The 26,900-nt window shown below is 40.9% G+C and carries 33 protein-coding genes; 27 read left to right on the top strand and 6 right to left on the bottom strand.

Annotation, left to right across the window (positions count from 1 at the left end; translation table 11 throughout):
- Positions 1–143 precede the first annotated feature (143 nt).
- Both NR125_RS04800 and mciZ read right to left on the bottom strand, forming a co-directional pair.
- Positions 144–1,067, bottom strand: coding sequence for an aldo/keto reductase (locus NR125_RS04800; protein WP_256814779.1), 924 nt, complete (start codon positions 1,065–1,067; stop codon positions 144–146).
- A gap of 75 nt (positions 1,068–1,142) precedes the next feature.
- A complete protein-coding gene (mciZ, locus tag NR125_RS04795) occupies positions 1,143–1,277 on the bottom strand; it encodes a Z-ring formation inhibitor MciZ (RefSeq protein ID WP_019380336.1) in 135 nt (44 codons plus the stop codon).
- 78 nt (positions 1,278–1,355) lie between these two features.
- Here mciZ and NR125_RS04790 point away from each other — a divergent pair, with 78 nt between their 5' ends.
- Both NR125_RS04790 and NR125_RS04785 read left to right on the top strand, forming a co-directional pair.
- A complete protein-coding gene (locus NR125_RS04790) occupies positions 1,356–1,907 on the top strand; it encodes an NUDIX hydrolase (RefSeq protein WP_256814778.1) in 552 nt (183 codons plus the stop codon).
- Between the two features lies 1 nt (position 1,908).
- Positions 1,909–3,075 carry an endonuclease Q family protein gene (locus NR125_RS04785; RefSeq protein WP_009332835.1) on the top strand — a complete coding sequence of 389 codons (1,167 nt, stop codon included), beginning with the start codon at positions 1,909–1,911 and terminating at the stop codon, positions 3,073–3,075.
- A 15-nt stretch (positions 3,076–3,090) separates the two neighbouring features.
- Here the strand turns inward: NR125_RS04785 and NR125_RS04780 are convergent, their stop codons facing one another.
- The gene (locus NR125_RS04780; protein WP_009332834.1) at positions 3,091–3,666 is read right to left on the bottom strand and encodes a GNAT family N-acetyltransferase; all 576 of its coding nucleotides are present in this window, start codon (positions 3,664–3,666) and stop codon (positions 3,091–3,093) included.
- Between the two features lie 169 nt (positions 3,667–3,835).
- Between NR125_RS04780 and spoIIM the strand changes: the two genes are divergently transcribed.
- From spoIIM to lysA, 17 genes are all read left to right on the top strand, one after another.
- Complete coding sequence (spoIIM, locus tag NR125_RS04775) at positions 3,836–4,480, top strand: stage II sporulation protein M (RefSeq protein ID WP_256814777.1); 645 nt, start codon at positions 3,836–3,838, stop codon at positions 4,478–4,480.
- A gap of 235 nt (positions 4,481–4,715) precedes the next feature.
- Positions 4,716–5,189 carry a ferric iron uptake transcriptional regulator gene (fur, locus tag NR125_RS04770; protein WP_009332832.1) on the top strand — a complete coding sequence of 158 codons (474 nt, stop codon included), beginning with the start codon at positions 4,716–4,718 and terminating at the stop codon, positions 5,187–5,189.
- A 79-nt stretch (positions 5,190–5,268) separates the two neighbouring features.
- Positions 5,269–5,520 (top strand): hypothetical protein, encoded by a 252-nt coding sequence (locus tag NR125_RS04765; RefSeq protein WP_256814776.1) that lies wholly within the window; start codon positions 5,269–5,271, stop codon positions 5,518–5,520.
- A gap of 153 nt (positions 5,521–5,673) precedes the next feature.
- The gene (locus NR125_RS04760; RefSeq protein WP_009332831.1) at positions 5,674–5,901 is read left to right on the top strand and encodes a YqzK family protein; all 228 of its coding nucleotides are present in this window, start codon (positions 5,674–5,676) and stop codon (positions 5,899–5,901) included.
- A 9-nt stretch (positions 5,902–5,910) separates the two neighbouring features.
- The gene (gene xerD, locus NR125_RS04755) at positions 5,911–6,804 is read left to right on the top strand and encodes a site-specific tyrosine recombinase XerD (RefSeq protein ID WP_256814775.1); all 894 of its coding nucleotides are present in this window, start codon (positions 5,911–5,913) and stop codon (positions 6,802–6,804) included.
- 321 nt (positions 6,805–7,125) lie between these two features.
- Positions 7,126–8,310, top strand: a complete 1,185-nt coding sequence (gene deoB, locus NR125_RS04750; protein ID WP_256814774.1) for a phosphopentomutase — start codon at positions 7,126–7,128, stop codon at positions 8,308–8,310.
- 31 nt (positions 8,311–8,341) lie between these two features.
- A complete protein-coding gene (locus tag NR125_RS04745) occupies positions 8,342–9,163 on the top strand; it encodes a purine-nucleoside phosphorylase (protein ID WP_019380339.1) in 822 nt (273 codons plus the stop codon).
- Between the two features lie 228 nt (positions 9,164–9,391).
- The gene (locus NR125_RS04740) at positions 9,392–10,696 is read left to right on the top strand and encodes a pyrimidine-nucleoside phosphorylase (protein ID WP_019380340.1); all 1,305 of its coding nucleotides are present in this window, start codon (positions 9,392–9,394) and stop codon (positions 10,694–10,696) included.
- A gap of 148 nt (positions 10,697–10,844) precedes the next feature.
- Positions 10,845–12,008 (top strand): D-alanyl-D-alanine carboxypeptidase family protein, encoded by a 1,164-nt coding sequence (locus tag NR125_RS04735; protein ID WP_009332826.1) that lies wholly within the window; start codon positions 10,845–10,847, stop codon positions 12,006–12,008.
- A 225-nt stretch (positions 12,009–12,233) separates the two neighbouring features.
- Positions 12,234–12,584: an anti-sigma F factor antagonist gene (gene spoIIAA / locus NR125_RS04730; RefSeq protein WP_009332825.1), complete on the top strand. Its 351-nt coding sequence runs from the start codon at positions 12,234–12,236 to the stop codon at positions 12,582–12,584.
- Between the two features lie 3 nt (positions 12,585–12,587).
- Positions 12,588–13,028 carry an anti-sigma F factor gene (gene spoIIAB / locus NR125_RS04725; protein WP_009332824.1) on the top strand — a complete coding sequence of 147 codons (441 nt, stop codon included), beginning with the start codon at positions 12,588–12,590 and terminating at the stop codon, positions 13,026–13,028.
- A gap of 12 nt (positions 13,029–13,040) precedes the next feature.
- Positions 13,041–13,799 carry an RNA polymerase sporulation sigma factor SigF gene (gene sigF, locus NR125_RS04720; protein ID WP_009332823.1) on the top strand — a complete coding sequence of 253 codons (759 nt, stop codon included), beginning with the start codon at positions 13,041–13,043 and terminating at the stop codon, positions 13,797–13,799.
- Between the two features lie 226 nt (positions 13,800–14,025).
- Complete coding sequence (locus NR125_RS04715) at positions 14,026–14,646, top strand: stage V sporulation protein AA (protein WP_009332822.1); 621 nt, start codon at positions 14,026–14,028, stop codon at positions 14,644–14,646.
- A complete protein-coding gene (locus NR125_RS04710; RefSeq protein WP_113884466.1) occupies positions 14,636–15,058 on the top strand; it encodes a stage V sporulation protein AB in 423 nt (140 codons plus the stop codon). Before NR125_RS04715 ends, NR125_RS04710 begins: the two co-directional genes overlap by 11 nt.
- Before the next feature lie 56 nt (positions 15,059–15,114).
- Entirely contained in the window at positions 15,115–15,705 is a 591-nt protein-coding gene (gene spoVAEA, locus NR125_RS04705) for a stage V sporulation protein SpoVABEA (protein WP_019380344.1), read from the top strand.
- Positions 15,677–17,161 (top strand): spore germination protein, encoded by a 1,485-nt coding sequence (locus NR125_RS04700; protein ID WP_009332819.1) that lies wholly within the window; start codon positions 15,677–15,679, stop codon positions 17,159–17,161. The genes spoVAEA and NR125_RS04700 overlap by 29 nt, the downstream gene beginning before the upstream one ends.
- A 185-nt stretch (positions 17,162–17,346) precedes the next feature.
- On the top strand, positions 17,347–18,666 hold the full coding sequence (lysA, locus tag NR125_RS04695; protein ID WP_009332818.1) for a diaminopimelate decarboxylase: 1,320 nt from the start codon (positions 17,347–17,349) through the stop codon (positions 18,664–18,666).
- Between the two features lie 26 nt (positions 18,667–18,692).
- On the opposite strand, the gene NR125_RS04690 is transcribed toward lysA, so the two are convergent.
- Positions 18,693–19,562 (bottom strand): DUF1002 domain-containing protein, encoded by an 870-nt coding sequence (locus NR125_RS04690; protein WP_009332817.1) that lies wholly within the window; start codon positions 19,560–19,562, stop codon positions 18,693–18,695.
- Positions 19,563–20,050: 488 nt separating this feature from the next.
- On the opposite strand from NR125_RS04690, the gene NR125_RS04685 reads away from it, so the two are divergent.
- Complete coding sequence (locus NR125_RS04685) at positions 20,051–20,425, top strand: GNAT family N-acetyltransferase (protein WP_019380347.1); 375 nt, start codon at positions 20,051–20,053, stop codon at positions 20,423–20,425.
- Positions 20,426–20,428: 3 nt separating this feature from the next.
- On the opposite strand, the gene NR125_RS04680 is transcribed toward NR125_RS04685, so the two are convergent.
- Both NR125_RS04680 and NR125_RS04675 read right to left on the bottom strand, forming a co-directional pair.
- A complete protein-coding gene (locus NR125_RS04680) occupies positions 20,429–20,950 on the bottom strand; it encodes a DUF309 domain-containing protein (protein WP_019380348.1) in 522 nt (173 codons plus the stop codon).
- A 197-nt stretch (positions 20,951–21,147) separates the two neighbouring features.
- Entirely contained in the window at positions 21,148–21,246 is a 99-nt protein-coding gene (locus NR125_RS04675) for a YjcZ family sporulation protein (RefSeq protein ID WP_019380349.1), read from the bottom strand.
- A gap of 211 nt (positions 21,247–21,457) precedes the next feature.
- On the opposite strand from NR125_RS04675, the gene NR125_RS04670 reads away from it, so the two are divergent.
- The 7 genes from NR125_RS04670 (at position 21,458) to NR125_RS04640 (ending at position 26,897) form a co-directional block, all read left to right on the top strand.
- The gene (locus NR125_RS04670; RefSeq protein WP_256814773.1) at positions 21,458–22,219 is read left to right on the top strand and encodes a segregation/condensation protein A; all 762 of its coding nucleotides are present in this window, start codon (positions 21,458–21,460) and stop codon (positions 22,217–22,219) included.
- A 1-nt stretch (position 22,220) separates the two neighbouring features.
- A complete protein-coding gene (scpB, locus tag NR125_RS04665; RefSeq protein ID WP_256814772.1) occupies positions 22,221–22,808 on the top strand; it encodes an SMC-Scp complex subunit ScpB in 588 nt (195 codons plus the stop codon).
- A 119-nt stretch (positions 22,809–22,927) separates the two neighbouring features.
- Complete coding sequence (locus NR125_RS04660) at positions 22,928–23,347, top strand: hypothetical protein (protein WP_019380351.1); 420 nt, start codon at positions 22,928–22,930, stop codon at positions 23,345–23,347.
- A gap of 31 nt (positions 23,348–23,378) precedes the next feature.
- Entirely contained in the window at positions 23,379–23,867 is a 489-nt protein-coding gene (locus tag NR125_RS04655; RefSeq protein ID WP_009332810.1) for a YpuI family protein, read from the top strand.
- Between the two features lie 183 nt (positions 23,868–24,050).
- Positions 24,051–24,941 carry a superoxide dismutase gene (locus tag NR125_RS04650; RefSeq protein ID WP_071157035.1) on the top strand — a complete coding sequence of 297 codons (891 nt, stop codon included), beginning with the start codon at positions 24,051–24,053 and terminating at the stop codon, positions 24,939–24,941.
- Positions 24,942–25,165: 224 nt separating this feature from the next.
- On the top strand, positions 25,166–26,317 hold the full coding sequence (locus NR125_RS04645; RefSeq protein WP_034296515.1) for a D-alanyl-D-alanine carboxypeptidase family protein: 1,152 nt from the start codon (positions 25,166–25,168) through the stop codon (positions 26,315–26,317).
- The gene (locus NR125_RS04640; protein WP_009332807.1) at positions 26,310–26,897 is read left to right on the top strand and encodes a nucleoside recognition domain-containing protein; all 588 of its coding nucleotides are present in this window, start codon (positions 26,310–26,312) and stop codon (positions 26,895–26,897) included. Before NR125_RS04645 ends, NR125_RS04640 begins: the two co-directional genes overlap by 8 nt.
- Positions 26,898–26,900 lie beyond the last annotated feature (3 nt).

Below are 26,900 nucleotides of genomic sequence, written 5' to 3'. Positions count from 1 at the left end.
CGCTTAGCAGCTTAGGCCCGAGAGCCGATGGTGCCTGAGCTGGACAGGTATCTAACTTCAGAAATTACATATTCTTATCTTTCAAAAAAAGAAGGGGCTGACTTTCCATCAGCCCCTTCTTTTCTCATTATTACAAGCTATTATTATCGATGCTGCTCATATTTGTTTAGCTTGGCAATGGATTGAATAATAGTCAATTCGTCTTTATTCAGGGGATTAGCTCTTACTGCTCTTGCATTTGCTCTTACTTGCTCTGCCTTGCTGGCACCTGCCGTCACGGAAGCGACAGCGGGATCCGCAAGATTATACTGAAATGCTATCTCAGTCATGGAGCGCTCATCTGGAATTTTTCCCCTGATGCTGGTAAGTGTTTCTTCCAATTCAGCATAGCTGTAATCCAAATAGCCTTTCTTTTTAACTGACTCCGTTGCCTTATCCAGCATTTTGTCGCTGAGCAGACCTTTAGCGAGCGGACCTCTTGTAACCGCGCTGATGCCTTTTTGATTTAGAAGCGGTAAAGCTTCTTCTTCCGGTCGCCGATCTAGAATGCTGTATTGCATCATGACTGAAATGATGGAGGACTTTGAAGCATATTCACGGATCACATTTGGACGGATGGAGGATATGCCATATTGCCGGATGTATCCTTCTTCCTTCAGTTCCTCAAATGCTTCAATGGTTTCATCAATAGGATCTTCAATTGTGCCTCCATGAAGCTGATATAAATCAATATAGTCTGTGCCCAGCCTTTTTAAACTGTCCTTTACAGCTTCTTTGATGTGGCTTTTTGAGGGATCCCAGCTCCAGCCATCTTTATTATTATTCCAGCGGTTGCCGGCTTTGGTAGCAATGATAACCTGTTCCCGGACACTCTTTAAGGATTGTCCGACAAGCTTTTCATTTTCGCCAAAGTCATATAAGTCAGCTGTATCAAAATAATTGATTCCTTCCTCAAGGGCAGCTTCAATAATCTCCTGAGCCTGGGAAGGGTTGGTGCCAATTGACATGCAGCCCAGCCCAAGCTCGCTTACGTACAAGTCTGAGTTTCCAAGTCTTCTCTTTTTCAATTACCCACCTCATTTGAGTGTTTTCTATAATTGTACATAAACAAATGAGGCATACTCAAATTTAGAGGCTTATCATTATTTTATATTGTTCTGAGATTCAACCCAGTCTTTTACAAGAACGTACTGCCTGCTGTATTGTTTTAATTTCTCACGGACTTCCCAGGCTTTTCCGGTCAGAATAATTCCCCTTTTGTGGACATACACCTTCATGCCATACTCCCCCTCATCAAGTATGATAAAATGTATGAGCAATCATTATCGGAATAGAACAGGAGTGACTTAAAAACAATGAGCCGCCTAGAAGAAAGAACGATTAATACGGAAAAAATCTTCACTGGTAAAGTCATTACTCTGCAGGTGGAAGATGTTGAATTGCCGAATGGCAAAACATCGAAGCGGGAAATTATCAAACATCCCGGGGCAGTAGCTGTATTGGCTGTAACAGAAGATAATAAAATAGTGATGGTCGAACAATATAGAAAAGCGCTGGATAAGATTATTGCTGAAATCCCTGCCGGAAAGCTTGAAGCAGGAGAAGAGCCCAGAGTTTGTGCAGAAAGGGAACTTGAAGAAGAAACGGGGTACGGCTGCACGGAAATGGAATGGCTGATCTCATTCTACACTTCTCCTGGATTTGCCGATGAGCTGGTACATTTATATATAGCAAAGGGTCTTATGAAAAAAGAAAATGCCGCTTCGCCTGATGAGGATGAATTTGTGAATCTTATGGAAGTAACGCTTGATGAAGCAATTTCCCTGCTGAAGCAGCAAAGGATTTATGATGCGAAAACCGCCTATGCTATCCAATATCTGCAGCTGCAAGAGGCGCAGAAAAAATAGCATGAAGCGCTTTTTTACTGATCTCCATATCCATATTGGACGTACGTTTACGGGAAAGCCGGTTAAAATAACAGGCGCTAAATCCTTAACCTTCACAAATATCATCAGGCATGCCCGAAATGAAAAAGGGCTTGATATCATCGGCATTATTGATTGTCATTCTCCTGAAGTCATTCTTGAAATCGAGGATTTGGCTCAAAAAGGACTGGTAACTGAACATAGCGACGGGGGACTTCAGTATGGAGATTTAACGATTATACCTGGCTCAGAGCTTGAAATATATGATGAATTCTGTAAAGGCCCCATTCATGTTCTTTGCTTCTTTCCGACCCTTTCAGCTATGAAGGTTTTCTCAGCCTGGCTATCGGGACATTTAAAGAATATAACATTAAGCTCACAGAGAATTTATGCCTCAGGCAGAATTCTTCAGAAAAAAGTGAAGGAACTGGATGGGCTTTTTATACCTGCCCATGTTTTTACCCCATTTAAAAGTTTATTCGGGAAAGGGGTGGAGCGGTCGCTGTCAGAAGTGTTTGATCCTGGCTTAATTGATGCAATAGAGCTGGGGCTCAGTGCAGATACTATGATGGCTGACCAAATAGCTGAACTACACAGATATACCTTTTTAACCAACTCAGATGCCCATTCACTAAAAAAAATTGCAAGAGAATATCAAATCCTTGAAATGGAGTCACCAACATTTGCTGGCCTGAAAAAGGCTTTGGCTGAAAAAGAAAAATGCAAGGTGAAAGCCAATTTCGGGCTCGATCCGCTGCTTGGAAAATACCATCAGACTGTTTGCTCTGAATGTTTTGCCCCATTTGATGGAGCAAAGGGCATATGCAGAAATTGCGGTAACCACAAATTTATCAAAGGCGTGGCTGACCGGATCTCTGAACTAAAATCATCTGGAGAATTGCTCGTTGAACGGCCTCCCTATATTCATCAAGTACCGCTTGAGTTCATTCCAGGGTTAGGCCCGAAAATGCTGGAGAAGCTGCTGAATCATTTCGGCACTGAAATGGCCATTCTTCACGATGTTCCTTTATCAGAAATAAGCAAAGTAATCCCTGAGAAAACAGCCAGGCTTATTGAGAAAGCCCGAGGAGGAACATTAAACCTCAAGGCAGGGGGCGGGGGCAAGTACGGCAAAATTATGGATATCTAAAAAACATAGAGCCCATCAGGCTCTATGTTTTTTAGATACTTTAGCATAAATGCATGTATCCCTAAGCTCTTTTCCATCTGCGCTCAGACTGTCATTGATTAGTACCCCTTCAAGCGTGTATCCCAGCCTTTCGGGAATCCTTCGGCTGTTTATGTTTTTCGGATCACATCTAATTTCCACTCTGTTCGCTTGAAAATGCTCAAAGGCAAATTTCGTCAAACCTTCGGCAGCTTCAGTAATATATCCTTTTTTCTGAAACCTCGAATCTCCCCAATAACCTATTTCGAATTTGCGGACATCCCAATCAATACGATGCAGGCCAGTGGAGCCAATAAAGACATCGTCTTCTTTCCTATAAATATGGATACGGAAATCTTCCCTAAGGATAAACTTGGCATAAGATTTGCGGATGCCAGCTTCAGTTTCTTCCACTGATTGTTCATTCTGTGCAAAAGGAAGCCATTTTCTTAGCTCAGCAGCTGAAACTAATATAGCTTCATGCACTGTTTTCCCATCTCCGGGCAAGGCAGGTCTCATATATAGCCTTTCGGTTTCAATCCTCTCTGGAAACTCATTTAAAATCGAATCCATTTTCTCATTCCCCTCTATGACAATTTAAATAATTTTGAAAATTATAGCGGAAATAACTGAAGTATTCAAGACTTTTTTTCCATTGGGGAGTAACCAATTCTTTGTCATACAAATCTGGGACAGGCATAGAATTTAATATCCAATCTGTTTTGTTTTAGGAGGAAGAGCAATGAAGAAAAAAATGTACCAGAACGCTGCAGCAGCCCACTTTCGCGAACATTCCTCAATCTATTTATTTGTTGTTGTATTATTCCTGATGGGTGTCATTTTTGGGGCTATCGTTGTGAATAGCTTAAGCTTTACACAAAAGGAAGATTTATTTTATTATCTGTCGCAGTTTTTTGGCCAGGTATCAGATGGACATGTTGCAGCAGCAGATGAATTATTCAAACAGAGCTTTTTTCATAATACAAAATTTATAGGAATGATGTGGATTTTGGGAATCTCCATAATTGGACTGCCTGTCATTCTGATTCTTCTATTTATGAAAGGGATGGTGGTTGGCTTTACAGTTGGTTTTCTCGTTAACCAAATGGGATGGGAAGGGTTTTTGCTTTCCTTTGTATCGGTCCTTCCCCAGAATCTGATCATTATACCTATATTTATTCTCGCTGCAGCACTGGCTGTTTCTTTCTCTTTAAAAATGATAAGAAGACAATTTATGAAAAAAGTCGGTCAGCCCATGATGCCTCTTTTTGGAAGGTATATGGTTGCTTTTGCAGTAGCCATTCTGTTTCTAATTGCTGCAGCCGGAGTGGAGGCGTTTATCTCGCCTGTCTTAATGAAGTCTGTTGTCAACTCAATCCAATCCTAACATATGAATGAATGTAATGGCAGAGCTACCAGCTCTGTCTTTTGTTTGTGCAGGAAAAGGGATAGAAACAAAGAAGATAGGGTACATATAAAGAGGTTTAAATATGTTTTGAATCATATTATAATAATTATTATATGAAAGTAATTTTTATCTGTTATTTATAATTATTTTATTTTGAATGTGATCTCATTTCTGTTATAATGAGAATGTTAGTGGCGAGGGAGGGACTTTCGGTATGGAAAGCAGAATTGAAAGAATAAAAAAACAGTTGCATTCATCCAGCTATAAACTAACACCACAGCGAGAGGCAACAGTTCGCGTCCTGTTAGAACACGAAGAGGATCATTTAAGTGCGGAAGATGTCTACCTCCTAGTAAAAGAGAAATCGCCTGAGATAGGCTTGGCAACTGTATATAGAACACTTGAATTGCTGACTGAACTAAAAATTGTCGATAAAATTAACTTTGGTGATGGAGTTTCCCGTTATGACCTGCGTCAGGAAGGGGCAGCCCATTTTCACCACCATTTAGTCTGTATTGAGTGCGGAGCTGTTGATGAAATTCAGGAAGATTTGCTTGAAGACGTAGAGGAAGTGGTTGAACGCCGCTGGAACTTTAAAATAAAGGATCACCGCCTTACGTTTCATGGCATCTGCTACCGCTGCCAGGATAAACAGACAGACAACGAAACCGAAACAGAAGAAAACTAATATTTATTGACAAAGCTTATTCTTACATTAGAATGGGCTTTTTATTTTGATCTATTTTCACAAAGTTTGCTGTTTTCGAATGGATAAAAATATTTTTTACCGCAAAGTTGATTGGAGCGGAGGGCACTTGATCCTCGAAAATGCTATCGCATTTCCTTCGTGCGGTGTTCATTCAAGGAGGTTTATTCAATGTTCTGCGGGAGGAGAGGGAAGGGAGAGACGCGAAGCCGAGGAGGCTCTCATTCCTCCCCGCGGGAAAGCTGGAGTGCCCCGTGCTGAAATCAACGGGCTTCTTTCAGAAAAACAACAATCCATAAGAGCCTGGTTATAAAAGTAAATCCCCAATAACAAACAAAAAGGAAGAGTGCCCTGAAGAAACGCCAATTATGCAGATTCAGGTATAATTCTTGTCCAAAATGGCATACCTTTTAATAATAGAAAGCATTTGAATCTTTGCTTATTAAAAGTGATGGAGGACCAAACAATGAAATCCTGGCTGAGTATGGCTTTTCAGACCATTAAAGTGTTTGTCATTTTTACTGGATGCACAATCCTTTTTTATTATGGTATTATGTGGTTAAACGAAGAATACCAGGATTATCACCGCTATGACGAACCACAGGGAGCGGCTGTTAAGGTGTCGGCGAGCGGTACAGATGAAGATAGGAGCTTGCTGGACCGGTTAATTCTTTTCTATTTAAATGGGGAGTAATGCAATCATATGGATGATCAGTTAAGGGACTTTATTCATTATTTACTTGTAGAAAAAGGCTTGGCCAAAAATACAATTGTATCTTATGAAAGAGATTTGAAAAGTTATCTGAAATATCTCAAGTCTGAAGAGAAGATTCCAAGCCTTGAGAGTGTGCAGCGGACACAGATTGTCCAATTTCTCGGCTTTTTAAAAAAACAGGGCAAATCCTCAAAAACCTTGGCCCGGCATATAGCCTCCATAAGGGCCTTTCACCAATTTCTGCTCCGCGAAAAAGCAGTTGGCCATGACCCTTCGGTCCATATAGAAACACCGCAAATGGAACGTTCGCTTCCAAAAGTATTAAATATGCTGGAAGTGGAAACTTTATTGGATTTTCCAGAGATAAAGGATCACTTTGGTTTGCGCGATAAAGCCATGCTTGAACTTTTATATGCTACAGGCATTCGCGTAAGTGAGCTGATTGGCCTGAACATAGGTGATGTCCATTTAACGATGGGCTTTGTAAGATGTATAGGCAAAGGAAACAAGGAGCGGATTGTGCCTATTGGCAAAACAGCCTCAGAAGCGCTGGAAAAATATTTAAATGAAGGAAGAGGAAAGTTTGCTCCAAAAAAGCATAAAGATGAAGCGTTATTTTTAAATCATCACGGCAAACGTCTTTCAAGACAGGGATTTTGGAAAATATTGAAGCGGCTGGCTCAGGAGGCAGGGATCGAGAAGGAACTTACTCCGCATACGCTGAGGCATTCATTTGCTACTCATCTGCTTGAAAATGGTGCGGATTTGCGGGCAGTCCAGGAAATGCTTGGACATGCCGATATTTCCACCACGCAAATTTATACGCATGTAACCAAAACTCGCCTTAAAGATGTGTACAGCCAATATCATCCCCGTGCTTAAACCATTAATTAACTAAGTAAATATAAATGTCATAAAGCTGCCATGAAAAATAGGCAGCTTTTTCTTGTCTTTTTACCTGTTTATTATGTAAAATATAGATGTCAGACTTCTGACGAATGAAAGGGCTATCTATATATTTATTTAACTGAAAGAATTACCTTTTTTACTGTCCAGGTCCATCGCCTGCCTCCTTGAGGTGTGTGGGCAGACAAGGCGTTCCGCTTTTCTTTCAGCAAGAGAATCAGTGTTAAATAAACCTAAAAAGGGTACTATACGAATATGATTTTTGTAACCGTATTCAAATAATTAGGAGGTTTACATATGTCTGCATATACATATAAGCGCGTTTTTTTAATCGTAATGGACTCAGTAGGAATTGGAGAAGCGCCTGATGCCGATAAGTTCGGTGATAAAGGCGCTGATACGATTGGCCACATTGCAGAAAAAATGAATGGCCTGAAGATGCCGAATATGGGCAAACTCGGGCTTAGTAATATCAGTGAAATCAAAGGAATCGAAAAAGCAGAGAAGCCAATGGCATTTTACACTAAAATGCAGGAAGCATCTAACGGAAAAGACACAATGACTGGACATTGGGAGATCATGGGCTTGAATATCCAAACCCCCTTTCGGGTATTTCCAGACGGGTTCCCGCAGGAATTGATTTCTGAACTTGAAGCCCGTACCGGGAGAAAAATAATCGGCAATAAACCGGCGAGCGGAACGGAAATTCTAGTTGAACTCGGGGAAGAGCATATGAAAACCGGCGCTTTGATTGTTTATACATCAGCCGATTCAGTACTGCAGATCGCGGCACATGAAGATATAATACCAATCGAAGAACAGTATGAAATCTGTAAGATTGCACGCGAACTGACGCTGGATGAAAAATATATGGTCGGCAGAGTGATTGCCAGACCATTCATTGGCGAGCCGGGAAATTTCCAAAGAACATCCAATAGACATGATTATGCGTTAAAGCCTTTTGACCGCACGGTAATGAACGAAATGGCAGACATTGGCCTCGATGTATTGGCAATCGGCAAAATTTCCGACATTTTTGATGGCGAAGGGGTAACGGAAGCCATTCGTACAACTTCAAATATGGACGGAATGGATAAGCTGATTGAAACATTTGAAAAAGAGTTTACGGGCCTGAGCTTTTTGAATCTTGTTGACTTTGATGCATTATTTGGGCATAGACGTGATCCGGTAGGCTATGGAAAAGCACTTGAAGAATTTGATGAGCGCCTGCCTGAAGTATTTGAAAAAATGCAGGACGGCGACCTATTAATGATCACTGCGGACCATGGTAATGACCCGGTCCACCATGGCACAGATCATACACGTGAATATGTTCCTCTTCTTGTTTACTCAAAAGACATGGAGGAAGGGCAAGAGCTTCCAATTAGCGAAACCTTTGCAGATATTGGAGCAACAATTGCTGATAACTTTAATGTAAAGATGCCGGCTTTTGGCAAAAGCTTTTTAAATCAATTGAAATAACGAATAAAAAAAGCAGATGAGGAGAATGACGATGAATTATAGCAAAATTCAAAATGCGGCTGAATTTCTTAAAAATAAGTATACTGGACAGCCAAAGATTGGGCTGATATTAGGGTCAGGACTTGGAGTGCTGGCAGACGAAATTGAAGAACCGGTTAAAATCCCTTATAACGAAATCCCTGATTTTCCTGTATCAACAGTAGAGGGCCATGCAGGACAACTGGTATTCGGACGTTTGAACGGCATTGAAGTGGTTGCTATGCAAGGCCGTTTCCATTATTACGAAGGATACTCATTTGATAAAGTAACCTTTCCGGTAAGAGTTATGAACGAAATGGGTGTTGAGAAGCTTATTGTTACGAATGCAGCAGGCGGAGTGAATGAAGCCTATTCACCTGGTGATCTCATGCTTATTTCAGACCATATCAACAATATGGGCAGCAATCCGCTTATTGGTCCCAATGATTCCCGCATGGGTCCGCGTTTTCCGGATATGTCAGAAGCATATTCCAAAGAATTGAGAAAGCTTGCCAGAGATATAGCCGATAAGCTAGACCTGAAGATTCAGGAAGGAGTTTATGTCGGCAATACAGGGCCAACTTATGAAACACCTGCAGAAATTCGCATGCTGAGAACAATGGGCGGAGATGCAGTCGGCATGTCAACTGTTCCAGAAGTCATTGTGGCACAGCATTCAGGAATGAATGTTCTTGGAATCTCCTGTATCTCAAATATGGCTGCAGGTATCCTGGATCAGCCGCTGAACCACGAAGAAGTAATCGAAACAACTGAGAAAGTCAAAGCCGATTTCCTTCGTTATGTGAAAGCAATTGTTAAGGAACTTGGTGTATAAGATTTTTTAAGGCATGTTGATTCTGAGGCTATGCGGCTAACTTAGTTTAATTACTAAGTTGGTTGGAGCGGAGGGCACTTGACTCCTGCTCAGAGGAGGCTCTCGTTCCTCCCTGCGGGAAGCAAGTGTCCCGTGCTGAAATCAACGGGCTGCTTATTGAACAAAAACAACAATCCGATTAGATTAGAGCCATAAGAAAAGAATAAATGAAAGCAGTGGTGTTTGATGATGAGAATGGTGGATCTTATTGAAAAGAAAAGGGATGGACTTGAGTTAACAACAGAAGAAATTCAGTTTGTCATTAAAGGATATACAGACGGATCAATCCCGGATTATCAGGTAAGTGCTTTAACAATGGCTATCTTTTTCCAGGGAATGACAGAGAGCGAAAGAGCCGACTTGACTATGGCGATGGTAGAATCCGGTGATCAAATCGACTTATCGAAAATAGAAGGCATTAAAGTAGATAAACATTCAACTGGCGGTGTTGGCGATACAACAACACTGGTCCTGGGGCCGCTTGTAGCGGCAGTGGGTGTTCCGGTTGCGAAGATGTCAGGCAGGGGACTCGGACATACAGGCGGAACAATCGACAAACTTGAGTCTGTAGTAGGTTTCCATGTGGAAATTGAAAATGATGAATTTATAAAGCTTGTTAATCAAAATAAAATTGCAGTAATTGGACAGAGCGGAAACTTAACACCAGCTGACAAAAAGTTGTATGCACTGCGCGATGTTACAGCTACAGTCGACAGCATTCCTCTAATTGCAAGTTCGATTATGAGCAAAAAAATCGCTGCAGGTGCTGACGCCATTGTCCTTGATGTTAAAACAGGCGCTGGCGCATTTATGAAGACACTTGATGATTCACGTGAATTAGCGAAAGCGATGGTTCGAATCGGAAATAATGTTGGCAGAAACACAATGGCAGTTATCTCCGATATGAGCCAGCCGCTGGGCTATGCAATTGGAAATGCCCTTGAAGTAAAAGAAGCGATCGATACATTAAAAGGCGAAGGTCCTGAAGATTTGACAGAACTTTGCCTGACCTTGGGCAGCCATATGGTTTTCTTGGCGAAAAAAGCGAATTCATTGAAGGAAGCGCGTGAGAAGCTTGAAAATGTTATTAAAGACGGTTCCGCTTTAGACACATTCAAAGTATTCTTAAGCTCTCAGGGCGGAGATGCTTCCGTTGTTGATGATCCGCAAAAATTGCCTCAGGCAAAATATACATTTGAATTAGAAGCAAAGCAGGATGGCTATGTTTCTGAGATTGCAGCAGATGAAATCGGAACAGCAGCCATGCTTTTAGGAGCAGGAAGAGCAACCAAGGAATCCGAAATCGACCTTGCTGTCGGCCTTATGTTAAGAAAGAAAATCGGCGACCAGGTACAGAAGGGCGAATCTCTCGTAACCATCTACAGCAACTTCGAAAATGTAGAAGAAGTAAGAAATATGCTTTATGAAAACATTGCTATGTCGACTGAAAAAGTACCGGCTCCAGTATTGATTCATGAAGAAATAACTGAATAATATAGCAGCAAAAAGCCGCCAGGACTTCATGTCTGGCGGCTTTTTGCTGTGGTGCTGTTTCTCTTATTTTCTTTTTAGTCAGCCAGAACTGTATAAATTTTCTTTGAATGGAAAAAATGGAGGCTATAAAGAATGGAGGTATTGTGTGATGAAACGACTCGTCTCATTGATGTTAATAACATTATTAATGGCAACAATCTTTGTTCCTTCAGGATTTGCAAGAGAAAGCAGTGCAGATTTAGCGGATAATGTGAAATCCGCAATTCTTATCGAACGTGATACCGGATCGATATTGTATGAAAAAAATAGCGGTGAACAGCTGCCGCCTGCGAGTATGACTAAAGTAATGACAATGCTTCTAATCATGGAAGCTATAGATGAAGGAAAGCTGTCATGGGATGAGAAAATCCGGACAAGCGAGTATGCGGCATCAATGGGCGGCTCGCAAATTTTCCTTGAGCCAGGTGAAGAAATGACCACAAAGCAAATGCTGCAGGGAATCGCTATTGGTTCAGGAAATGATGCGTCCGTTGCAATGGCTGAGAGAATTGCTGGTTCAGAAGAAGCTTTCGTTGAAATGATGAATAATAAGGCAAAGGAATTAGGCCTTAAGAACACTAATTTCCAAAACCCTACAGGCCTGTCAGCTAAAGAACATTACAGTACTGCACATGATATGGCAATAATGGCAAAAGAGCTCCTTAAATATGAAAAGATAACAGATTTTACTGGAACCTATGAAGCCTATCTTCGTGAAGACACAGATAAAAAATTCTGGCTTGTCAATACAAATCGCCTTGTGCGATTTTATCCAGGAGTTGATGGGCTTAAAACAGGTTTCACATCTGAAGCAAAATACTGCTTGACAGCAACTGCCGAGAAAGATGGCATGCGGGTAATAGCAGTTGTATTTGGCGCACCGACTTCCAAAGAACGCAATGCCCAAGTGACTAAAATGCTCGACTATGCATTTAGCCAATATAAGACACATCCAATGTATGAAAGAAATCATGTCCTTGGCAAAGTTGCAGTAAGCAAAGGGGAGAAGAAAATGGTTGAAGCCCTGACAAGCGAACCGATTTCCCTATTAACTAAAAAAGGTGAAAGCATTGAGGAAATTGAACAAAAAGTTACATTAAATAAAAATATTAAAGCACCTGTCCAAAAGGGCGATCAAATCGGGACACTAACCTTGAAAAAGAATGGAAAAGTCTTAGTTGAAAGCCCTCTGGTTGCTAAAGAAGATAGTATGGAAGCATCATGGTGGACCTTGTTTAAGAGATCTATGGGATTATTTTCAAAAGCTGAGTAAATAACCATTCATTTTTGTCGAAAAGAATCTTTATGTTAATTATTTTTAGCGAAAATGCACTAGTTTTGTCTCCAGGAAGGAAATGAAACATCATGCATCGAAATTGACTCACTATAAGGGCGGATACCGGAATTTTTTGAGATTCCGGCTTATCCTATCCGGAGAAAGAGCATGGAGTATTAGCGGCTTTTTCAGTTACGGGTACCAGATAAGGAGGCTAAGATAGTGAGTCTTAACATTAATTTGGAAGTGAAGCATGATGTCTTATGTATTCGTTTAAGCGGGGAGCTGGACCACCATTCGGCAGATGAGCTGCGTGAACAGGCAACAAGGGCGATTGAAGAGCATGACATCCATCACATTATTTTAAACCTTGAGCAGCTTTCTTTTATGGATAGTTCAGGGTTGGGAGTTATTTTGGGCAGATACAAACAAATCAAACAAAAGCATGGTGAAATGGTTGTTTGTGCGATTTCTCCAGCGGTGCAGAGACTATTTGATATGTCGGGTTTATTTAAGATTATCCGTTTAGAACCGACAGAAGAAAACGCACTGCAAAGATTGGGGGTTGCCTGAAATATGAAAAATGTGATGAACCTCGAATTCAGCGCACTTAGCCAAAATGAATCATTCGCTCGTGTCACTGTTGCTGCTTTTATTGCTCAGCTTGACCCGACAATGGATGAACTGACAGAAATTAAAACTGTCGTTTCCGAAGCTGTAACCAACTCCATTATTCACGGCTATGAAAATGATCCTAATGGGATTGTCTATATTTCTGTCCTGATTGAAGATGGATTCATTGATTTGACCATTAAGGATAAAGGCCTTGGAATTATGGATGTGGAGGAGGCACGTCAGCCGTTATTTACAACCAAACCTGAACTGGAAAGATCAGGTATGGGCTTTACCATCATGGAAAATTTCATGGACGAAATCGAAATCAAATCGCAGCCGGGGATAGGCACAGAGATCCGTTTAAGGAAGCATTTATCAAATAGTAAAATGCTATGCAATTAAGGGAGTCTTGCTATGGATGTGGAGGTTAAAGCAGAGAAGGGCCAAACCTATTTAAAGGACAATGAAGTCAAGGAGCTTATAAAGCAAAGCCAAAGCGGAGATCAGGGTGCGAGAGACAAAATTGTTCAAAAAAATATGCGTCTTGTCTGGTCTGTCGTCCAGAGATTCTTGAATAGAGGATATGAACCGGATGACCTTTTCCAAATTGGCTGTATTGGCTTGTTGAAATCGGTTGATAAATTTGATCTCAGTTATGATGTGAAGTTTTCAACCTATGCGGTTCCAATGATTATCGGAGAAATCCAAAGATTCATCCGCGATGATGGAACGGTGAAGGTAAGCCGTTCATTGAAGGAAATGGGCAATAAAATCAGGAAGGCCAAAGATGAGCTATCAAAAACGCTTGGCCGCATCCCAACAGTTACAGAGCTTTCCGAGTTTCTGGAAATCTCTCCGGAAGATATTATCCTAGCCCAGGAAGCAAGCCGGATACCTTCATCAATACATGAAACAGTTTATGAAAATGATGGAGATCCCATAACGCTGCTCGATCAGATAGATGATGGCAATGAAGGGAAATGGTTTGATAAAATAGCTCTAAAAGAAGCGATCCGCGAATTGGATGAGCGGGAAAGACTGATAGTTTATTTGCGCTATTATAAAGATCAGACTCAATCTGAAGTGGCAGCAAGGCTTGGTATTTCCCAGGTTCAGGTATCGCGTCTTGAAAAAAAGATACTCCAGCAAATGAAAGATCGAATGGATATATAAATCCATCCGGTCTTTTTTTTTATTTTCAAAATACCAAAGCATAAAGCTTTGGACATCGATAACTGTCTAGATCCCCCACTTCTGCTGCTTTTCTAAACAGCCAATTATTGGAGTTCATGAAGCTAATATATGTAACTCATACTAAATATAGACACAAAAGCGGAAACGCTCTAAATAGTCGTACCAAGTTTATAAAAAGGAAATCACTTTGTGGGAAGTGAGCGTTTTGGAGAAAACAGTTTATATTCGCTTGCGGCACCGTCTGCAAATACGGCCCAATCAGATAATACTGCTTAAAGATATTGCACAGGTCATTGCCGATGATGATATTTATGTAAAGCTTTGTGCACTTCCGCTATATAAAGTAAATGAGCATGACCAAAATATTGTGATAATTGACGTTATGAAGGTAATTCGTGCCATTACCCAATTATTTTCAAACCTGGAGGTCCAGTCGATTGGGCCGGCTCAATCGATAGTTGAGGTTGTTACAAAAAAGCAAAAAGTATCATTCCCTCTTTTCCTGCTGGTTTGGCTGCTTCTGTTTATTGGTGCCGCCCTGGCAATTATGAATTTTCATGAAGATGTGAGCATGCAGGCTGTACAGCTTAGAATTTACACTCTCATAACTGGGGAAGTGGACAGAAAGCCCCTCATTTTTCAAATTCCCTATTCCATAGGCCTGGGGCTCGGCATGATCATATTCTTTAATCATGTTTTTAAGAAGCGGCTTAATGAAGAGCCTAGCCCATTGGAAGTGGAAATGTTCAATTATCAGCTGGATCTTGATAATTATGTTGCATTGAAAGAAAACAAGGAGAGTATGAAGTATCTTGATGACCATTAATGTTGTCCTGGTAATGATCATTGGATTTGCGGGGGGGCTCGCTGTTGGTTCAGGGTTCGTTGCCTTTCTGGCTGTTTTAGGCATTATCCCGAGGCTGACCCAGCTGACCAAAACGATGAAAATGATCCATCATTATGAAGCTGCAGTTGTTATGGGTGCTTTGGCAGGTGCCCTGGCAACTTTATGGGATCCGGTGCTCCAGTTAACACCGCTGCTTTTAATCCCCCTGGGGCTCGCGTCGGGAATATTTATTGGAATGCTGGCAGCAGCTTTAACCGAAGTTTTGAATGTATTTCCAATCCTTGCGAAAAGAATCGGAGTGGATGGGAAAATTGCGATTTTATTAATGGCATTTGTATTTGGAAAGGTGTTCGGATCACTGTTTCAATGGATTTATTTTGTAAATAAATAAGCAATCGGCTGGGCATATTTAAAGAAAAAATGAGGATTCGGAAAGGAAAAGCCGCTATGGATGAACGGAGGCACGTCATTCTTATAACAGATGGAGACGATTTTGCAAGGAAGACAGTTGAACTTGTTGCTAAGGAAATCGGAGGAAGATGTTTGTCCTTGTCGCATGGAAACCCTTCAATCTTAACCGGTCAGCAAATCGTCAAGCTAATAAAAAAGGTTTCCCATGATCCTGTCCTGGTTATGTTTGATGACAGCGGGTTTATCGGGGAGGGAACTGGAGAGAATGCGCTGAAATATGTTGCGTGCCATAAGGATATCGATGTTCTGGGAATCATAGCAGTTGCCTCAAAAACAAGACAGGCCGAATGGACAAAAGTAGATGTGTGTATTGATAATAATGGCGAATTAACCCCCTACGGAGTTGATAAGTTTGGAGTTCCCGAGATGGAAATAGGCAGAATCAATGGTGATACCGTTTATTGTCTGGATCAGCTGGATGTGCCGATAATCGTGGGAATTGGCGATATCGGGAAGATGTCCAAAAAAGATCATTATGATGCAGGATCACCGATTACTAAAAAGGCAGTAGAACTTGTATTGGAAAGGAGCGGCTATTATGGCACAAAGGAAGACGAAAGAAGATAAGACACCCATATTTGAATCCGTACATGAAATTGAAAAATATATGAAAAATAGAGTCGGCCTGGGAGAAAGCTTCGATCTGGGTGTCAGAAAGCTAACGATCTTAAGGAAGGATGTACATTTCTATTATATTAACGGATTAACGGATACGAATTATATCATTGCTATCATTGAGGGATTGGTTGGAATCAATGACAGTGAAAAACTTTCCGCTAACCTTTTTAAAATCATTGAAAACAGGCTGAGGCATCAATCAATTGAACACATTAAAACAATGGATGAGCTGGTCGATCAGGTGCTCTCAGGTCTAATTGTGGTTGTAGGCGAGGGAGAGGGAGAAGGGCTTGTCATCGATGTCAGAAGCTATCCCGGGAGAACCCCTCAGGAGCCGGATACTGAAAAAGTTGTCCGCGGATCAAGAGATGGCTATGTAGAAAATATTATAGTAAACACGGCCTTAACCCGCAGAAGAATTAGGGATGAGAGACTGCGATTTGAGATAATGCGCGTAGGTGAAAGGTCTAAAACGGATGTTGCTATTGGTTTCATTAAAGATGTGGCCAATCAGGATTTAGTTGATTTAATTAGAAAAGAAATAAAAGCCATTGAAATAGATGGCATTACCATGGCTGATAAAACAGTTGAAGAATTTATATTGAAACAGGGTTACAATCCCTTCCCGCTGGTACGGTATACGGAAAGGGCGGATGTGGCAGCAGCCCATTTGCTTGAAGGGCATGTTATTGTTTTTGTTGATACTTCACCAAGTGTGATTATAACACCTACTACTTATTTCCATCATTTACAGCATGCGGAAGAATACAGGCAATCGCCAGCTGTCGGCACATTTGTCCGCTGGATTCGCTTTTTAGGTCTCTTGGCTTCTGTTGTGCTTTTGCCGCTATGGTTCTTGTTTGTTTTGGAGCCTTCGCTTCTGCCTGAAAGGATCGCGTTTATCGGACCAAACGAAGAAACGAATGTGCCTGTCATAGCCCAGCTGTTTCTTGCAGACATCGGAATTGAGTTTCTAAGGATTGCAGCCATCCATACACCTACACCGCTTTCAACAGCTATGGGCTTAATAGCCGCTGTACTTATAGGCCAAATTGCCATAGATGTTGGCCTGTTTGTTCCTGAAGTCATTTTATATGTATCACTTTCGGCAATTGGAACATATACGACACCAAGCTATGAACTGAGCATTGCCAATAAAATTCTGCGATTGTGTTTGCTTGTGGCAGTTGCCATTTTCCATACACCCGGCCTAGTCGTGGGACTCACACTAATCATTCTCCTGCTGGCAAGCATTAAATCTTTAAATACACCATATCTATGGCCATTTATTCCATTCAGCCCGGTGGCTTTAACCCAAATCCTGATTCGCCGTTCCATGCCCGGTTCAAAGATCAGGCCGAGTATTGTCCAGACTAAAAATCGTTATAAGCAGCCTGTTAAATAAGAAATACGCGTAATGCCGATTGCGGAAATACACGAAATATGGTAAAGTTTTTTTAATTAAATAAAGGATTAAAGGAAACAGAATAGACAGTCTCTTACGCAGCTGTCTTTTTCTTTCATAAACTGATTAATCACGGGGGCAGGGGAACCTGGCCTGGCTCCTGCGGAAAAGGAAGAGGGGGAACAATGTTTTTTCACGGCACCATGAAGGTAAATGAAAAAGGGCATCTTGAAATTGGCGGTATGGACACAGTCGATCTTGCCGGTCAATTTGGAACACCTTTATACGTATATGATGTGGCATTAATAAGAGAACGGGCAAGGGGATTTAAGCAGACTTTCGATAAGCTTGGAATAAAAGCACAAGTGGCATATGCAAGCAAAGCTTTTTCTACAGTGGCTATGGTTCAGCTTGTTGATGAAGAAGGTCTTTCTTTGGATGTAGTTTCAGGAGGAGAGTTATACACGGCTCTTGCTGCAGATTTTCCACCTGAAAGAATTCATTTTCACGGGAATAATAAAAGCAGAGAAGAATTGGAAATGGCTCTTAAGAATCAGGTCGGCTGTATTGTTGTCGATAATTTTTATGAGCTGGAATTATTAGAGGAGATTTGCGAATCTCTTGCAGCCAGGACAAAAATCTTACTGAGGGTTACACCTGGAATTGAAGCCCATACCCATGATTATATCTTAACTGGCCAGGAAGATTCAAAATTTGGGTTTGACCTTCAGAATGGACAGGCGGAAACGGCTTTACAAAAAGCGCTGAATTCAAGCTGGATCGAAACACTTGGACTGCATTGTCATATCGGTTCTCAGATTTTCGATACAACAGGATTCATTTTGGCTGCCAAGAAAATTTTTGAAAAGATGGCAGAATGGAAAGAAAAGCATGCTTATGAACCTATAGTGCTTAACTTAGGCGGAGGTTTTGGAATCCGCTATACAGAAGATGATGATCCGATTCATGCATCTCAATATGTTGAAGAAATCATTGGGGAAGTTAAGAAACAGGCTGAACATTACTCAATGAAGATGCCGGAAATTTGGATTGAGCCGGGGCGCTCCCTTGTGGGAGATGCAGGGACAACTTTATACCAGACGGGATCACGCAAAGAGGTTCCGAATGTCAGAAATTATCTGGCTGTAGACGGAGGCATGAGTGACAATATCAGGCCGGCTCTTTATCAGGCTAAATATGAAGCGGTATTGGCAAACCGGGTATTGGATAAACCCGAAGAGACAGTATCAATTGCCGGTAAATGCTGTGAATCAGGCGATATGCTTATTTGGGATTTGCCTCTTCCAAAAGCAGGGGATCAAGACCTCTTGGCGGTTTTCTGCACCGGCGCATACGGCTATTCCATGGCAAACAACTATAACCGAATTCCAAGGCCGCCTGTCGTTTTTATTGAAAATGGAGAGGCTAAGCTAGTTGTTAAAAGAGAAACATACGAGGACATTCTAAGATTGGATCTGCCAATCAATGAAAAAATAAAAAATTAAGCTGCCCGGCAAGGCAGCTTAATTTTTTAAGAAAAGAAGGCTTTAACAGCGTCTATGACACTCACAAAAAAACGCTTTAAACTTTCTAAAAACCCTTGGCCTTCTTCACTTTCAAGGTATTTGGATATTTTGTCTTTTGCCTGGTTAAGCTGCTCGCCGACCTGATTCCAGTCGATATCAAGCTCTTTCAGCTTGTTGAACAAATCTATTAAACTTAAAATCTCCTGTTCAGTCAGAGTGATGCCGAGTTCCTTGGCGGCATTTTCGATAATAGTTCTTAGTTCTGCATCGGTTTCAGGTGAGTTTTTTGCAATTTCCTCTTTAATTTTGGCAATTAAAGCAGCAGCATTCTCGTTTCCGACCGAATCGCCAAGCTTAGCTGTTTCGACCATTTCTTCATTAGCCGCCTGTTTTACTTCTTCAGGGATTGTTTTTTCGGCCGAAATTTCATATGCCTTGATGATGCCTGTTAAGGCAGCTGTTCCGGAAACATTCGCAGGAGCTGTTATATAGATTTTCGCATCTTTTACACCTGCAGTAATCAAGGCATTAATATACATTTCATCAGTAACCCAGTTGATATTCTTTGTCTCAACTTCAAGTCCGGAGCCTTGTTTTGCTATTGTGACAGCTGAAGAAGATATCGCTCTCGTGCCTATTAAAGCTTTAGAGATATAATTGCCAAGATATTTATGTTCTTCTTCATTTGAAACAGTAATGATGGCCGCATCTTTCGGAGCTTTCATTTCAGCCAGAAGCATATTTTTTTGTTCTTCTGATAGATTCTCTCCTAGGGTGACAATTACGTCACCTTCTGCCATATCGGCAAATGCCTGTATCGGCATAATAAATAATAGCGAAATCATGAATAGCGCAAGCATTTTATTCCATTTCATGCGGTTTCCTCCCGAAGCAAAAATAGGTAAGCCATGTATGACAAGTCTGCCTTAATTATAATGGCTTCCTGTAAATAGACGATTCTTATGCGGAAAAGTTTCAATTCTTCTTTACCTGAAACATTAGCTCAAAATGCCTATTTCAGCAAGCAGAATGGAATTATCAAAAAGAATAGTGTAAAATGAATGATAGTTTGTGAGTCATAGGATTTATATAAATGGGGGCAGTAAGGAATCATGAAAAAAAGCAATTGGCTTCTTTTTATTTTATTGCTTGTCTTAAGTATCGGATGGGGACTGGTTTACTGGTTTTTTATAGTTTAGAGCCGTCTTGTATCAAAAAAGGCGCTAAGGCAATGAATTATACGGTTTTTATTCGAAAATAGCAACATTCAGCATGAATACATATACTGTTATGGTAAGTTTATAAATATTAAAAAGTGGGAAAAATAGTTATGATGTTTTTATTCAAATAATGAGGGATTAATATGCTAATTCGATATAAAAAATCATTTGAAAAAATTGCAATGGGTCTTTTATCTTTCATGCCTAATGAAAAAGACCTGAAAAGGCTGCAGCAGACGATGAAGCAATATGAATCAGAAGAAAATTGGCAGCTGTTTTTGTGGAAGGAAGACGAAGATATAATTGGGCTGGTTGGGGTTACATCAAGTGATCAGACCATGGAGATTCAGCATATCTCTGTTAACCCGTCACACCGGCATCAAGGGATAGGCAAAACAATGATAAAAGCATTGGATGAACTATACCCTGGCAAAACGTTAACTGCAACTGATGAAACGGAAGCTTTTTTGAACAAGTGTGATATCAATAATGAAAATAAAGAAAAAGGCAGCGAATAATTATTATTCCTGCCTTTTTTTCTGATTCAGGGCATCCAGTCTCTCTTTAATGACCATTGTTCTATCTCTTCTTTTATGGCGGTGAACAATTTCTTTATCCAGTAGAATGCTGTCAGAGCACCAGGCAAATCCCTTGGAGGAGCAAACATCCATGCATTTTTCCTTAAGCAAGTGGTCTGTTATTGGCAAATTAACGCTCGTGTACTTACCGCCTTTTTGTATCAGCTCGAGCCTGTCCTTAAGGTCTTTCATCAATTGATCTGCATTAAGTCCCAGTGCCGTCAAATCTGCAGGACTGCACTCCAATATGCCGATTCCTTTGCGGAGAGTACGTTCGGCACCATTATTATTTTCTCTGCGATGATGATAAAAAGAAACTGCCATGAGAATTAGCCCAACCCATGTAGAACTTTTATTGTTTCGATCTGTATTCTTCCAGTATTCCTCCAGTATTTCGTGACATTCAAAATAATCACGGTCACCATGAAAATGGACCATGAACTCGATATATGCATCAGGATACATACTTTCACTCCTTGACAATTCTTTCTTTATTTTAACATAGGAGAAGCGGTTATCAGAAAAATAAAAACCCGGCGATTTAACCGGGCTTTTGAACACGTATATTTTGGCGCTTCTGGCTGGTCTCTGAAAGGCAATCCTTTTTCAGGTCCAGCCAGCAAAGTGCTGAATTTGTTATTTACTGTATTTAACGCAACAATTTAGAAGCACCAGGAAGCTCCTACAATAATTAAAAGGATGAACAACACTACAATTAAAGCAAACCCGGTTCCGCAATCTCCAAATCCAGAATTAGACATTCAAAATACCTCCTGTATCTTTATTTCCATACATCGTATGTAGGCAATTGCCTGAATGATTGGGCGCATCAAAAAAATTTGAAAATGAAATTGGGGGCATTCCGGACATCAGGGTTATTTTTCTATTGGATAACATTAATGAATAATCTATACTAGATATAGTCTTTTGGCGTTTAACGGAATCAATATTAGGAAAATTTGGTGGGTATTTATGCAATATGATCATTATAACGTAAAAATAGATGCGTTCGAGGGGCCGCTGGATCTCCTTCTTCATCTTATCAATCGGCTGGAAATCGATATCTATGACATTCCTGTATCAGAAATAACCGAGCAATACCTCATTTATATACATACAATGAAAGAGCTCCAGCTTGACGTAGCAAGCGAATATCTTGTGATGGCAGCTACACTGCTGGCTATTAAAAGCAAAATGCTCCTGCCAAAGCATGAAGAGGAAGAGCTGGAGGATGAATTTGGAATGGAAATGGAGGAAGATCCAAGAGATGAACTTGTAGAACGGCTGATTGAATACCGTAAATATAAGGAAGCTGCAGAAGAGCTTAAGGAGCGCGAACAGGATAGAAGTTTAATGTATACAAAGCCGCCTGCAGACCTTTCAGAATATGTGAATGATTCTCAGCAGGAAAAAGCTGATTTGAATGTAAGTCTTTATGATATGCTTGGTGCTCTGCAAAAGTTATTAAGAAGAAAGAAACTGCAAAGGCCGCTTTCTGCGAAAGTTGCCCGTCAGGAGATTCCCATAGAGAAGCGGATGTCTGAAATTGTGGACCAATTAAGGAATTTTAAGGGGAGGAAAAAATTCACCGACCTTTTTCCAATATCAGACAGAGAACATATAGTGGTTACTTTCTTGGCGGTGCTGGAGTTAATCAAGCGCAAAGAAATACAGGTCGAGCAGGACAGAAACTTCTCGGATATCTTTGTAGCGTCCAAGGAAGGAGACAAATAGTATGGAGATTATTAATTGGAAAGGAATTGCTGAAAGCCTTCTGTTTGCAGCCGGTGATGAAGGCTTATCCCTAAAGCAAATTGCCCATGTTCTGGAGGTGGAAGAACTTCAGGCCCGTGAAATCATGGACAGCCTTATTGAAGACTACAGCAATAGCAGCCGCGGAATTATGGTGGTTGAACTGGCAGGGACTTTTCAGCTGGTTACGAAAAAAGAGTTTTCTGCGTATTTAAAAAAGCTGGTAGAATCTCCATCGTCCGCTTCCTTATCCCAGGCGGCACTCGAGACATTGGCAATCATTGCTTACAGACAGCCTATTACAAGGACAGAGATTGAAGAGATAAGGGGAGTCAAGACAGAGAGGCCTCTTCAGACATTATCGGCAAAAGTACTGATTAAAGAAGTTGGACGGGCAGAAGGAACAGGGCGGGCCTACCTGTATGGAACGACTAAAGAATTCCTTGATTATTTTGGCCTTAAAAGCATAGAAGAGCTTCCGCCGCTCCACGATAAGGTTAGTGAAGAAGAGGATTCCTTCCAGGAAGAGGCAGATTTATTCTTTGAGAAGTTCCAGGAGCTAGATTCTTGAGTTTTCTGACACATTACATAGGAAGTGTGGTAAAATAGATTTATATTTTTCCCTTTCCTTTTAAAACAGCTGTCATACATATCATCTTAAAACCGTCGGGGGAAATAGGAGGGTTTTGCTTGCTGATTAAACATTGCATTGGATACGAGCTTGAAAAAGAAAAGCCGAACACTTCGGAAGACTTTTTTAACAGAAGCGAGATTGTGTTCGAAGAAGATGGGCAGGAGAAAACTTTTCATGTTTTATATGTCCGTTTCTTTGATGAATCCATGAATGAGTTCACACCCTATGAACAGGACCCGGTCTTCATTGCTGGTTCGAGAGAGGTGCAGTTCAAGGATCTTGTTGCTCTTTCATGTTTATTAAAGAACCCGGGTTTTAGGCATCGCAAACGAATTTATCTTAACTCAAAGGCTGATTTTGCATCCTATTTTCAGGATCTGGACTTTTCCAAGCTTCCATCCATTTTTGAAGCGCTGGAGAATAAAAAATCCTTTGACCTGCGATCACCTTTAGATTTTATTGTTCAACCGCAGTAATAGCCAGTGTATAAATACGGGGGTGTAATGGATGGGGAATTCAATCGTTAAATCACAAATGGAAGATGTGAAAAATTTCCTCGGTAATAGCGTTGCCGCTTTTGAAGATTTCTTAAATAATACAACGATTAAAGATCTTGAAACAGAAAAGCAGGGAAATGTGAATTATTATAAAAGCATTCTTTCACATGTCAGAAAACTCCTGGTTTATTGTGAAGAAGGGCTTGATACCTGCACGATCATTTTAAAAAGTGAACCCTTCCAAAAGGGGGCTGCCGAAAAGACATTATATCGGATTTACCATCAGTGCATTGAAGAGTTTTTCTCTCCGAAAAATGATGCCTGGTTTGAGAATAGCCGTTCAGCATATACTGGAAAAAACTCAATCCAATTCCACGAGGAAGTTCCTGACAGCCTAAAAACAATGTTCAGGCAGCTGGAAGGAGAGTTCCAGCGGATTCGGGAGGAACTTGAATATTACGAAACCGACTACCGGACAAAAATGATTCAATCAAAATAGGAATGTTGAAGAACAGCAGGCGGCTGTTCTTTTTTTTGTGGGCGGGTTTACTGCAGTCTAGCGGGCAGTAAAAGATTGAAGTTTCACTTTATATGCAGGTTTCCAATTTTCTTTGGAAAACGTACAAACTGCCACTCATACAAATAGAAAGTGAGCTATAAAAAGAAGTGAGTGAGGGATTGTATGAGTAAAATGGAAGATTACATCAAGGAAGTTACAAAATGGAACAAAGAGCTAAGAGATTTCTTAGACTCGGAGGATGTTGAACAAAACAATGAACTGTGGCAAAGGCTGGATCATTTTACCGAAATTATGGATGGAATAAACGGTCCCCTCGATATTGAAGCCCTGGAAAAGCTGCAGGAACACGTAGATACTCTTCATTCCGATATGGAGAATTATTTTACTAATAGACAGCAGCTTGGAAATATCTATATCAATGAACCGTACATTTCTGCGGGTAAGCACTTTTTGCCTCCGCTCCCTTATGATTACAGTGCACTTGAACCGCATATCTCAGGTGAAATTATGAGACTGCATCATGATAAGCATCATCAATCTTATGTGGATGGATTGAATAAAGCAGAAGTGATGCTTCAAAATGCGAGAGACAATAATGACTACAGTCTCGTAAAACACTGGTCCCGTGAACTAGCCTTTCATGGATCGGGCCATTATTTGCATACGATATTCTGGAATAATATGAGCCCTGAGGGCGGAGGAAAACCTTCTGGGGCACTCCTCAAAGAAATTAACAAATACTTTGGGAGCTTTGAGAGGTTCAAAAACCATTTCACTGAAGCAGCCAAACAGGTAGAAGGCGTAGGCTGGGCAATCCTGGTCTGGTCGCCAAGAGCGCGCAGACTCGAAATACTTCAGTCGGAAAGACATATGCTCTTAACCCAGTGGGATACGATCCCATTGCTGGTTTTAGATGTATGGGAACATGCATATTATCTGCAATATAAAAATAATCGTGGAGATTATGTGAAAAGTTGGTGGAATGTTGTCAACTGGAAGGATGTAGAAGACAGGTATTTAAAAGCATCTGAGTTAAAATGGAAGCCGTTCTAAATAGGAGCAGAAATAAGAAAAAGGGGAGTACCAAGAGTATTCCCCTCATTTTTGATGGACAAGCCTTTTCCAAAGCCGCCTGACAAGTCAAACTTAATAGTCATATCACTACTTGTCCTGCATAAACTTGTACAAATAAATGAAAAACATGGAGCTCCTCTCTGCGGGGGGATCCTGTATTTCGCTCAATTTGACATTCCACAAAGGAGACGGGGTTTTGTGCAATGAAATGGTTTAGAAGGCTGATGGCCATGGTTTTGGCCACCGCGTTGATGATGATGAATATTCCTCAGAAGGCAGAAGCGTCTGTTTCAGTAAGTGCCCGGAGTGCCATATTAATGGAGCAGGATTCTGGCCGTATCCTTTACCAGAAAGATGCAAATGAAGTGAGGAGAATAGCAAGTATTACAAAAATAATGACAGCAATTCTGGCTATAGAATCCGGAAAAATGGACGACATGGTTAAAGTAAGTGATCGTGCTGTCAGAGCGGAAGGCTCCTCGATTTATTTAAAGGCAGGCGAAAAAATTAAGCTTGAAGATCTGGTCTATGGACTCATGCTTCGTTCAGGCAATGACTCTGCTGTTGCAATCGCAGAGCATGTTGGCGGAAGTCTTGAAGGATTCGGCTTTTTAATGAATAAGAAAGCTGAAGAGATTGGCATGAAGAACACACATTTCGCAAATCCCCATGGTCTGGATGATCATGAAGACCATTATTCGACAGCGTATGATATGGCTTTGCTGACCAGGTATGCAATGAATAATGAGACCTACCAAAAGATTGCTGGTACAAAGGTGCACAGAGCACCAAATCCGAATGAAAGCTGGGACAGGGTGTGGAAAAATAAAAATAGGCTCCTGACTGAATTATATGAGTATTGCACCGGGGGAAAAACAGGATATACAAAAAGGGCAAAAAGAACTCTTGTTACAACAGCATCCAAAGGCAGCCTTAATCTGATTGCCGTAACCTTAAACGGACCCGATGACTGGAATGACCATATTAATATGTATGAGACAGCTTTTAAAACCTATGATATTGTGGAAGTCCTGCCCGAGGGAATTATAGATGATATTGATGAAGAATATTATAAAGGCAAAGTTTATTTAAAGCATCCCTACCACTACCCTGTTTTAAAAGGGGAAAAAGACAAGTTTAAGATTAATATAGAGCTGCAGAAACCTGAAACAGAGTGGAAAGACAGCCGGACAATGCCTGAAGTCATAGGACAGGCAACAGTGTATTTTGAAGATCAGCCTGTTAAAAAACTTCCTTTATATTACAAGCATGATAAAGCAAAAGAAGATAAATCGCTTTTAGAATACTTTAAGGGTCTTTTTACCTCCATTGCGGGAGTGAAGATCAATGGTTAATATCATTTGGGTAATGCTTACCGCTATAGGCATTGTCTTTGCCATGATAAATGGCACCATAAACGAAGTGAACGAAGCCATTTTCAATGGTGCAAAAGAAGCGGTCACGTTATGTATCGGTCTAATCAGCATACTCGTTTTTTGGCTGGGAATGATGAGAATTGCAGAGGATGCCGGATTGCTGAAGAAGCTTGCTTCCTTATTCCGGCCTGTTGTGAGAAGGCTTTTTCCAGAGGTGCCCGGTGATCACCCGGCGATGGGATATATGCTGTCAAACATGATGGCAAATATGTTCGGTCTTGGTAACGCAGCTACCCCGCTCGGCATAAAAGCTATGGAAGAGCTGAAGCAATTGAATGGGGGCAAAAATGAAGCGAGCCGCTCTATGATTACCTTTCTGGCCATCAATACTTCAAGTCTTACTTTAATTCCTACAACCGTGATTGCAATACGGATGAATTATAATTCCGCCTCGCCGACTGATATTGTAGGTCCCACTTTAGTGGCTACATTCTGTTCAACATTGGCCGCAATAATGATTGACCGTTATTTCTATTATCGAAGAACGCGTAAAGGATGAGGT

Source organism: Cytobacillus sp. Bac17, from assembly GCF_024519925.1.
GTDB lineage: Bacteria > Bacillota > Bacilli > Bacillales > Cytobacillaceae > Cytobacillus > Cytobacillus pseudoceanisediminis.
The sequence above is the reverse complement of the archived record's forward strand: the minus strand, read 5'-3'. Positions and strand labels throughout refer to the sequence as shown.

Bases quoted from the DNA above. Each gene is read 5' to 3' on its own strand.
- mciZ (WP_019380336.1), bottom strand. From the start codon at position 1,277: ATGAAGGTGTATGTCCACAAAAGGGGAATTATTCTGACCGGAAAAGCC.
- NR125_RS04790 (WP_256814778.1), top strand. From the start codon at position 1,356: ATGAGCCGCCTAGAAGAAAGAACGATTAATACGGAAAAAATCTTCACT.
- NR125_RS04785 (WP_009332835.1), top strand. From the start codon at position 1,909: ATGAAGCGCTTTTTTACTGATCTCCATATCCATATTGGACGTACGTTT.
- NR125_RS04780 (WP_009332834.1), bottom strand. From the start codon at position 3,666: ATGGATTCGATTTTAAATGAGTTTCCAGAGAGGATTGAAACCGAAAGG.
- spoIIM (WP_256814777.1), top strand. From the start codon at position 3,836: ATGAAGAAAAAAATGTACCAGAACGCTGCAGCAGCCCACTTTCGCGAA.
- fur (WP_009332832.1), top strand. From the start codon at position 4,716: ATGGAAAGCAGAATTGAAAGAATAAAAAAACAGTTGCATTCATCCAGC.
- NR125_RS04765 (WP_256814776.1), top strand. From the start codon at position 5,269: ATGGATAAAAATATTTTTTACCGCAAAGTTGATTGGAGCGGAGGGCAC.
- NR125_RS04760 (WP_009332831.1), top strand. From the start codon at position 5,674: ATGAAATCCTGGCTGAGTATGGCTTTTCAGACCATTAAAGTGTTTGTC.
- xerD (WP_256814775.1), top strand. From the start codon at position 5,911: ATGGATGATCAGTTAAGGGACTTTATTCATTATTTACTTGTAGAAAAA.
- deoB (WP_256814774.1), top strand. From the start codon at position 7,126: ATGTCTGCATATACATATAAGCGCGTTTTTTTAATCGTAATGGACTCA.
- NR125_RS04745 (WP_019380339.1), top strand. From the start codon at position 8,342: ATGAATTATAGCAAAATTCAAAATGCGGCTGAATTTCTTAAAAATAAG.
- NR125_RS04740 (WP_019380340.1), top strand. From the start codon at position 9,392: ATGAGAATGGTGGATCTTATTGAAAAGAAAAGGGATGGACTTGAGTTA.
- NR125_RS04735 (WP_009332826.1), top strand. From the start codon at position 10,845: ATGAAACGACTCGTCTCATTGATGTTAATAACATTATTAATGGCAACA.
- spoIIAB (WP_009332824.1), top strand. From the start codon at position 12,588: ATGAAAAATGTGATGAACCTCGAATTCAGCGCACTTAGCCAAAATGAA.
- sigF (WP_009332823.1), top strand. From the start codon at position 13,041: ATGGATGTGGAGGTTAAAGCAGAGAAGGGCCAAACCTATTTAAAGGAC.
- NR125_RS04710 (WP_113884466.1), top strand. From the start codon at position 14,636: ATGACCATTAATGTTGTCCTGGTAATGATCATTGGATTTGCGGGGGGG.
- spoVAEA (WP_019380344.1), top strand. From the start codon at position 15,115: ATGGATGAACGGAGGCACGTCATTCTTATAACAGATGGAGACGATTTT.
- NR125_RS04700 (WP_009332819.1), top strand. From the start codon at position 15,677: ATGGCACAAAGGAAGACGAAAGAAGATAAGACACCCATATTTGAATCC.
- lysA (WP_009332818.1), top strand. From the start codon at position 17,347: ATGTTTTTTCACGGCACCATGAAGGTAAATGAAAAAGGGCATCTTGAA.
- NR125_RS04690 (WP_009332817.1), bottom strand. From the start codon at position 19,562: ATGAAATGGAATAAAATGCTTGCGCTATTCATGATTTCGCTATTATTT.
- NR125_RS04685 (WP_019380347.1), top strand. From the start codon at position 20,051: ATGCTAATTCGATATAAAAAATCATTTGAAAAAATTGCAATGGGTCTT.
- NR125_RS04680 (WP_019380348.1), bottom strand. From the start codon at position 20,950: ATGTATCCTGATGCATATATCGAGTTCATGGTCCATTTTCATGGTGAC.
- NR125_RS04675 (WP_019380349.1), bottom strand. From the start codon at position 21,246: ATGTCTAATTCTGGATTTGGAGATTGCGGAACCGGGTTTGCTTTAATT.
- NR125_RS04670 (WP_256814773.1), top strand. From the start codon at position 21,458: ATGCAATATGATCATTATAACGTAAAAATAGATGCGTTCGAGGGGCCG.
- scpB (WP_256814772.1), top strand. From the start codon at position 22,221: ATGGAGATTATTAATTGGAAAGGAATTGCTGAAAGCCTTCTGTTTGCA.
- NR125_RS04655 (WP_009332810.1), top strand. From the start codon at position 23,379: ATGGGGAATTCAATCGTTAAATCACAAATGGAAGATGTGAAAAATTTC.
- NR125_RS04650 (WP_071157035.1), top strand. From the start codon at position 24,051: ATGAGTAAAATGGAAGATTACATCAAGGAAGTTACAAAATGGAACAAA.
- NR125_RS04645 (WP_034296515.1), top strand. From the start codon at position 25,166: ATGAAATGGTTTAGAAGGCTGATGGCCATGGTTTTGGCCACCGCGTTG.
- NR125_RS04640 (WP_009332807.1), top strand. From the start codon at position 26,310: ATGGTTAATATCATTTGGGTAATGCTTACCGCTATAGGCATTGTCTTT.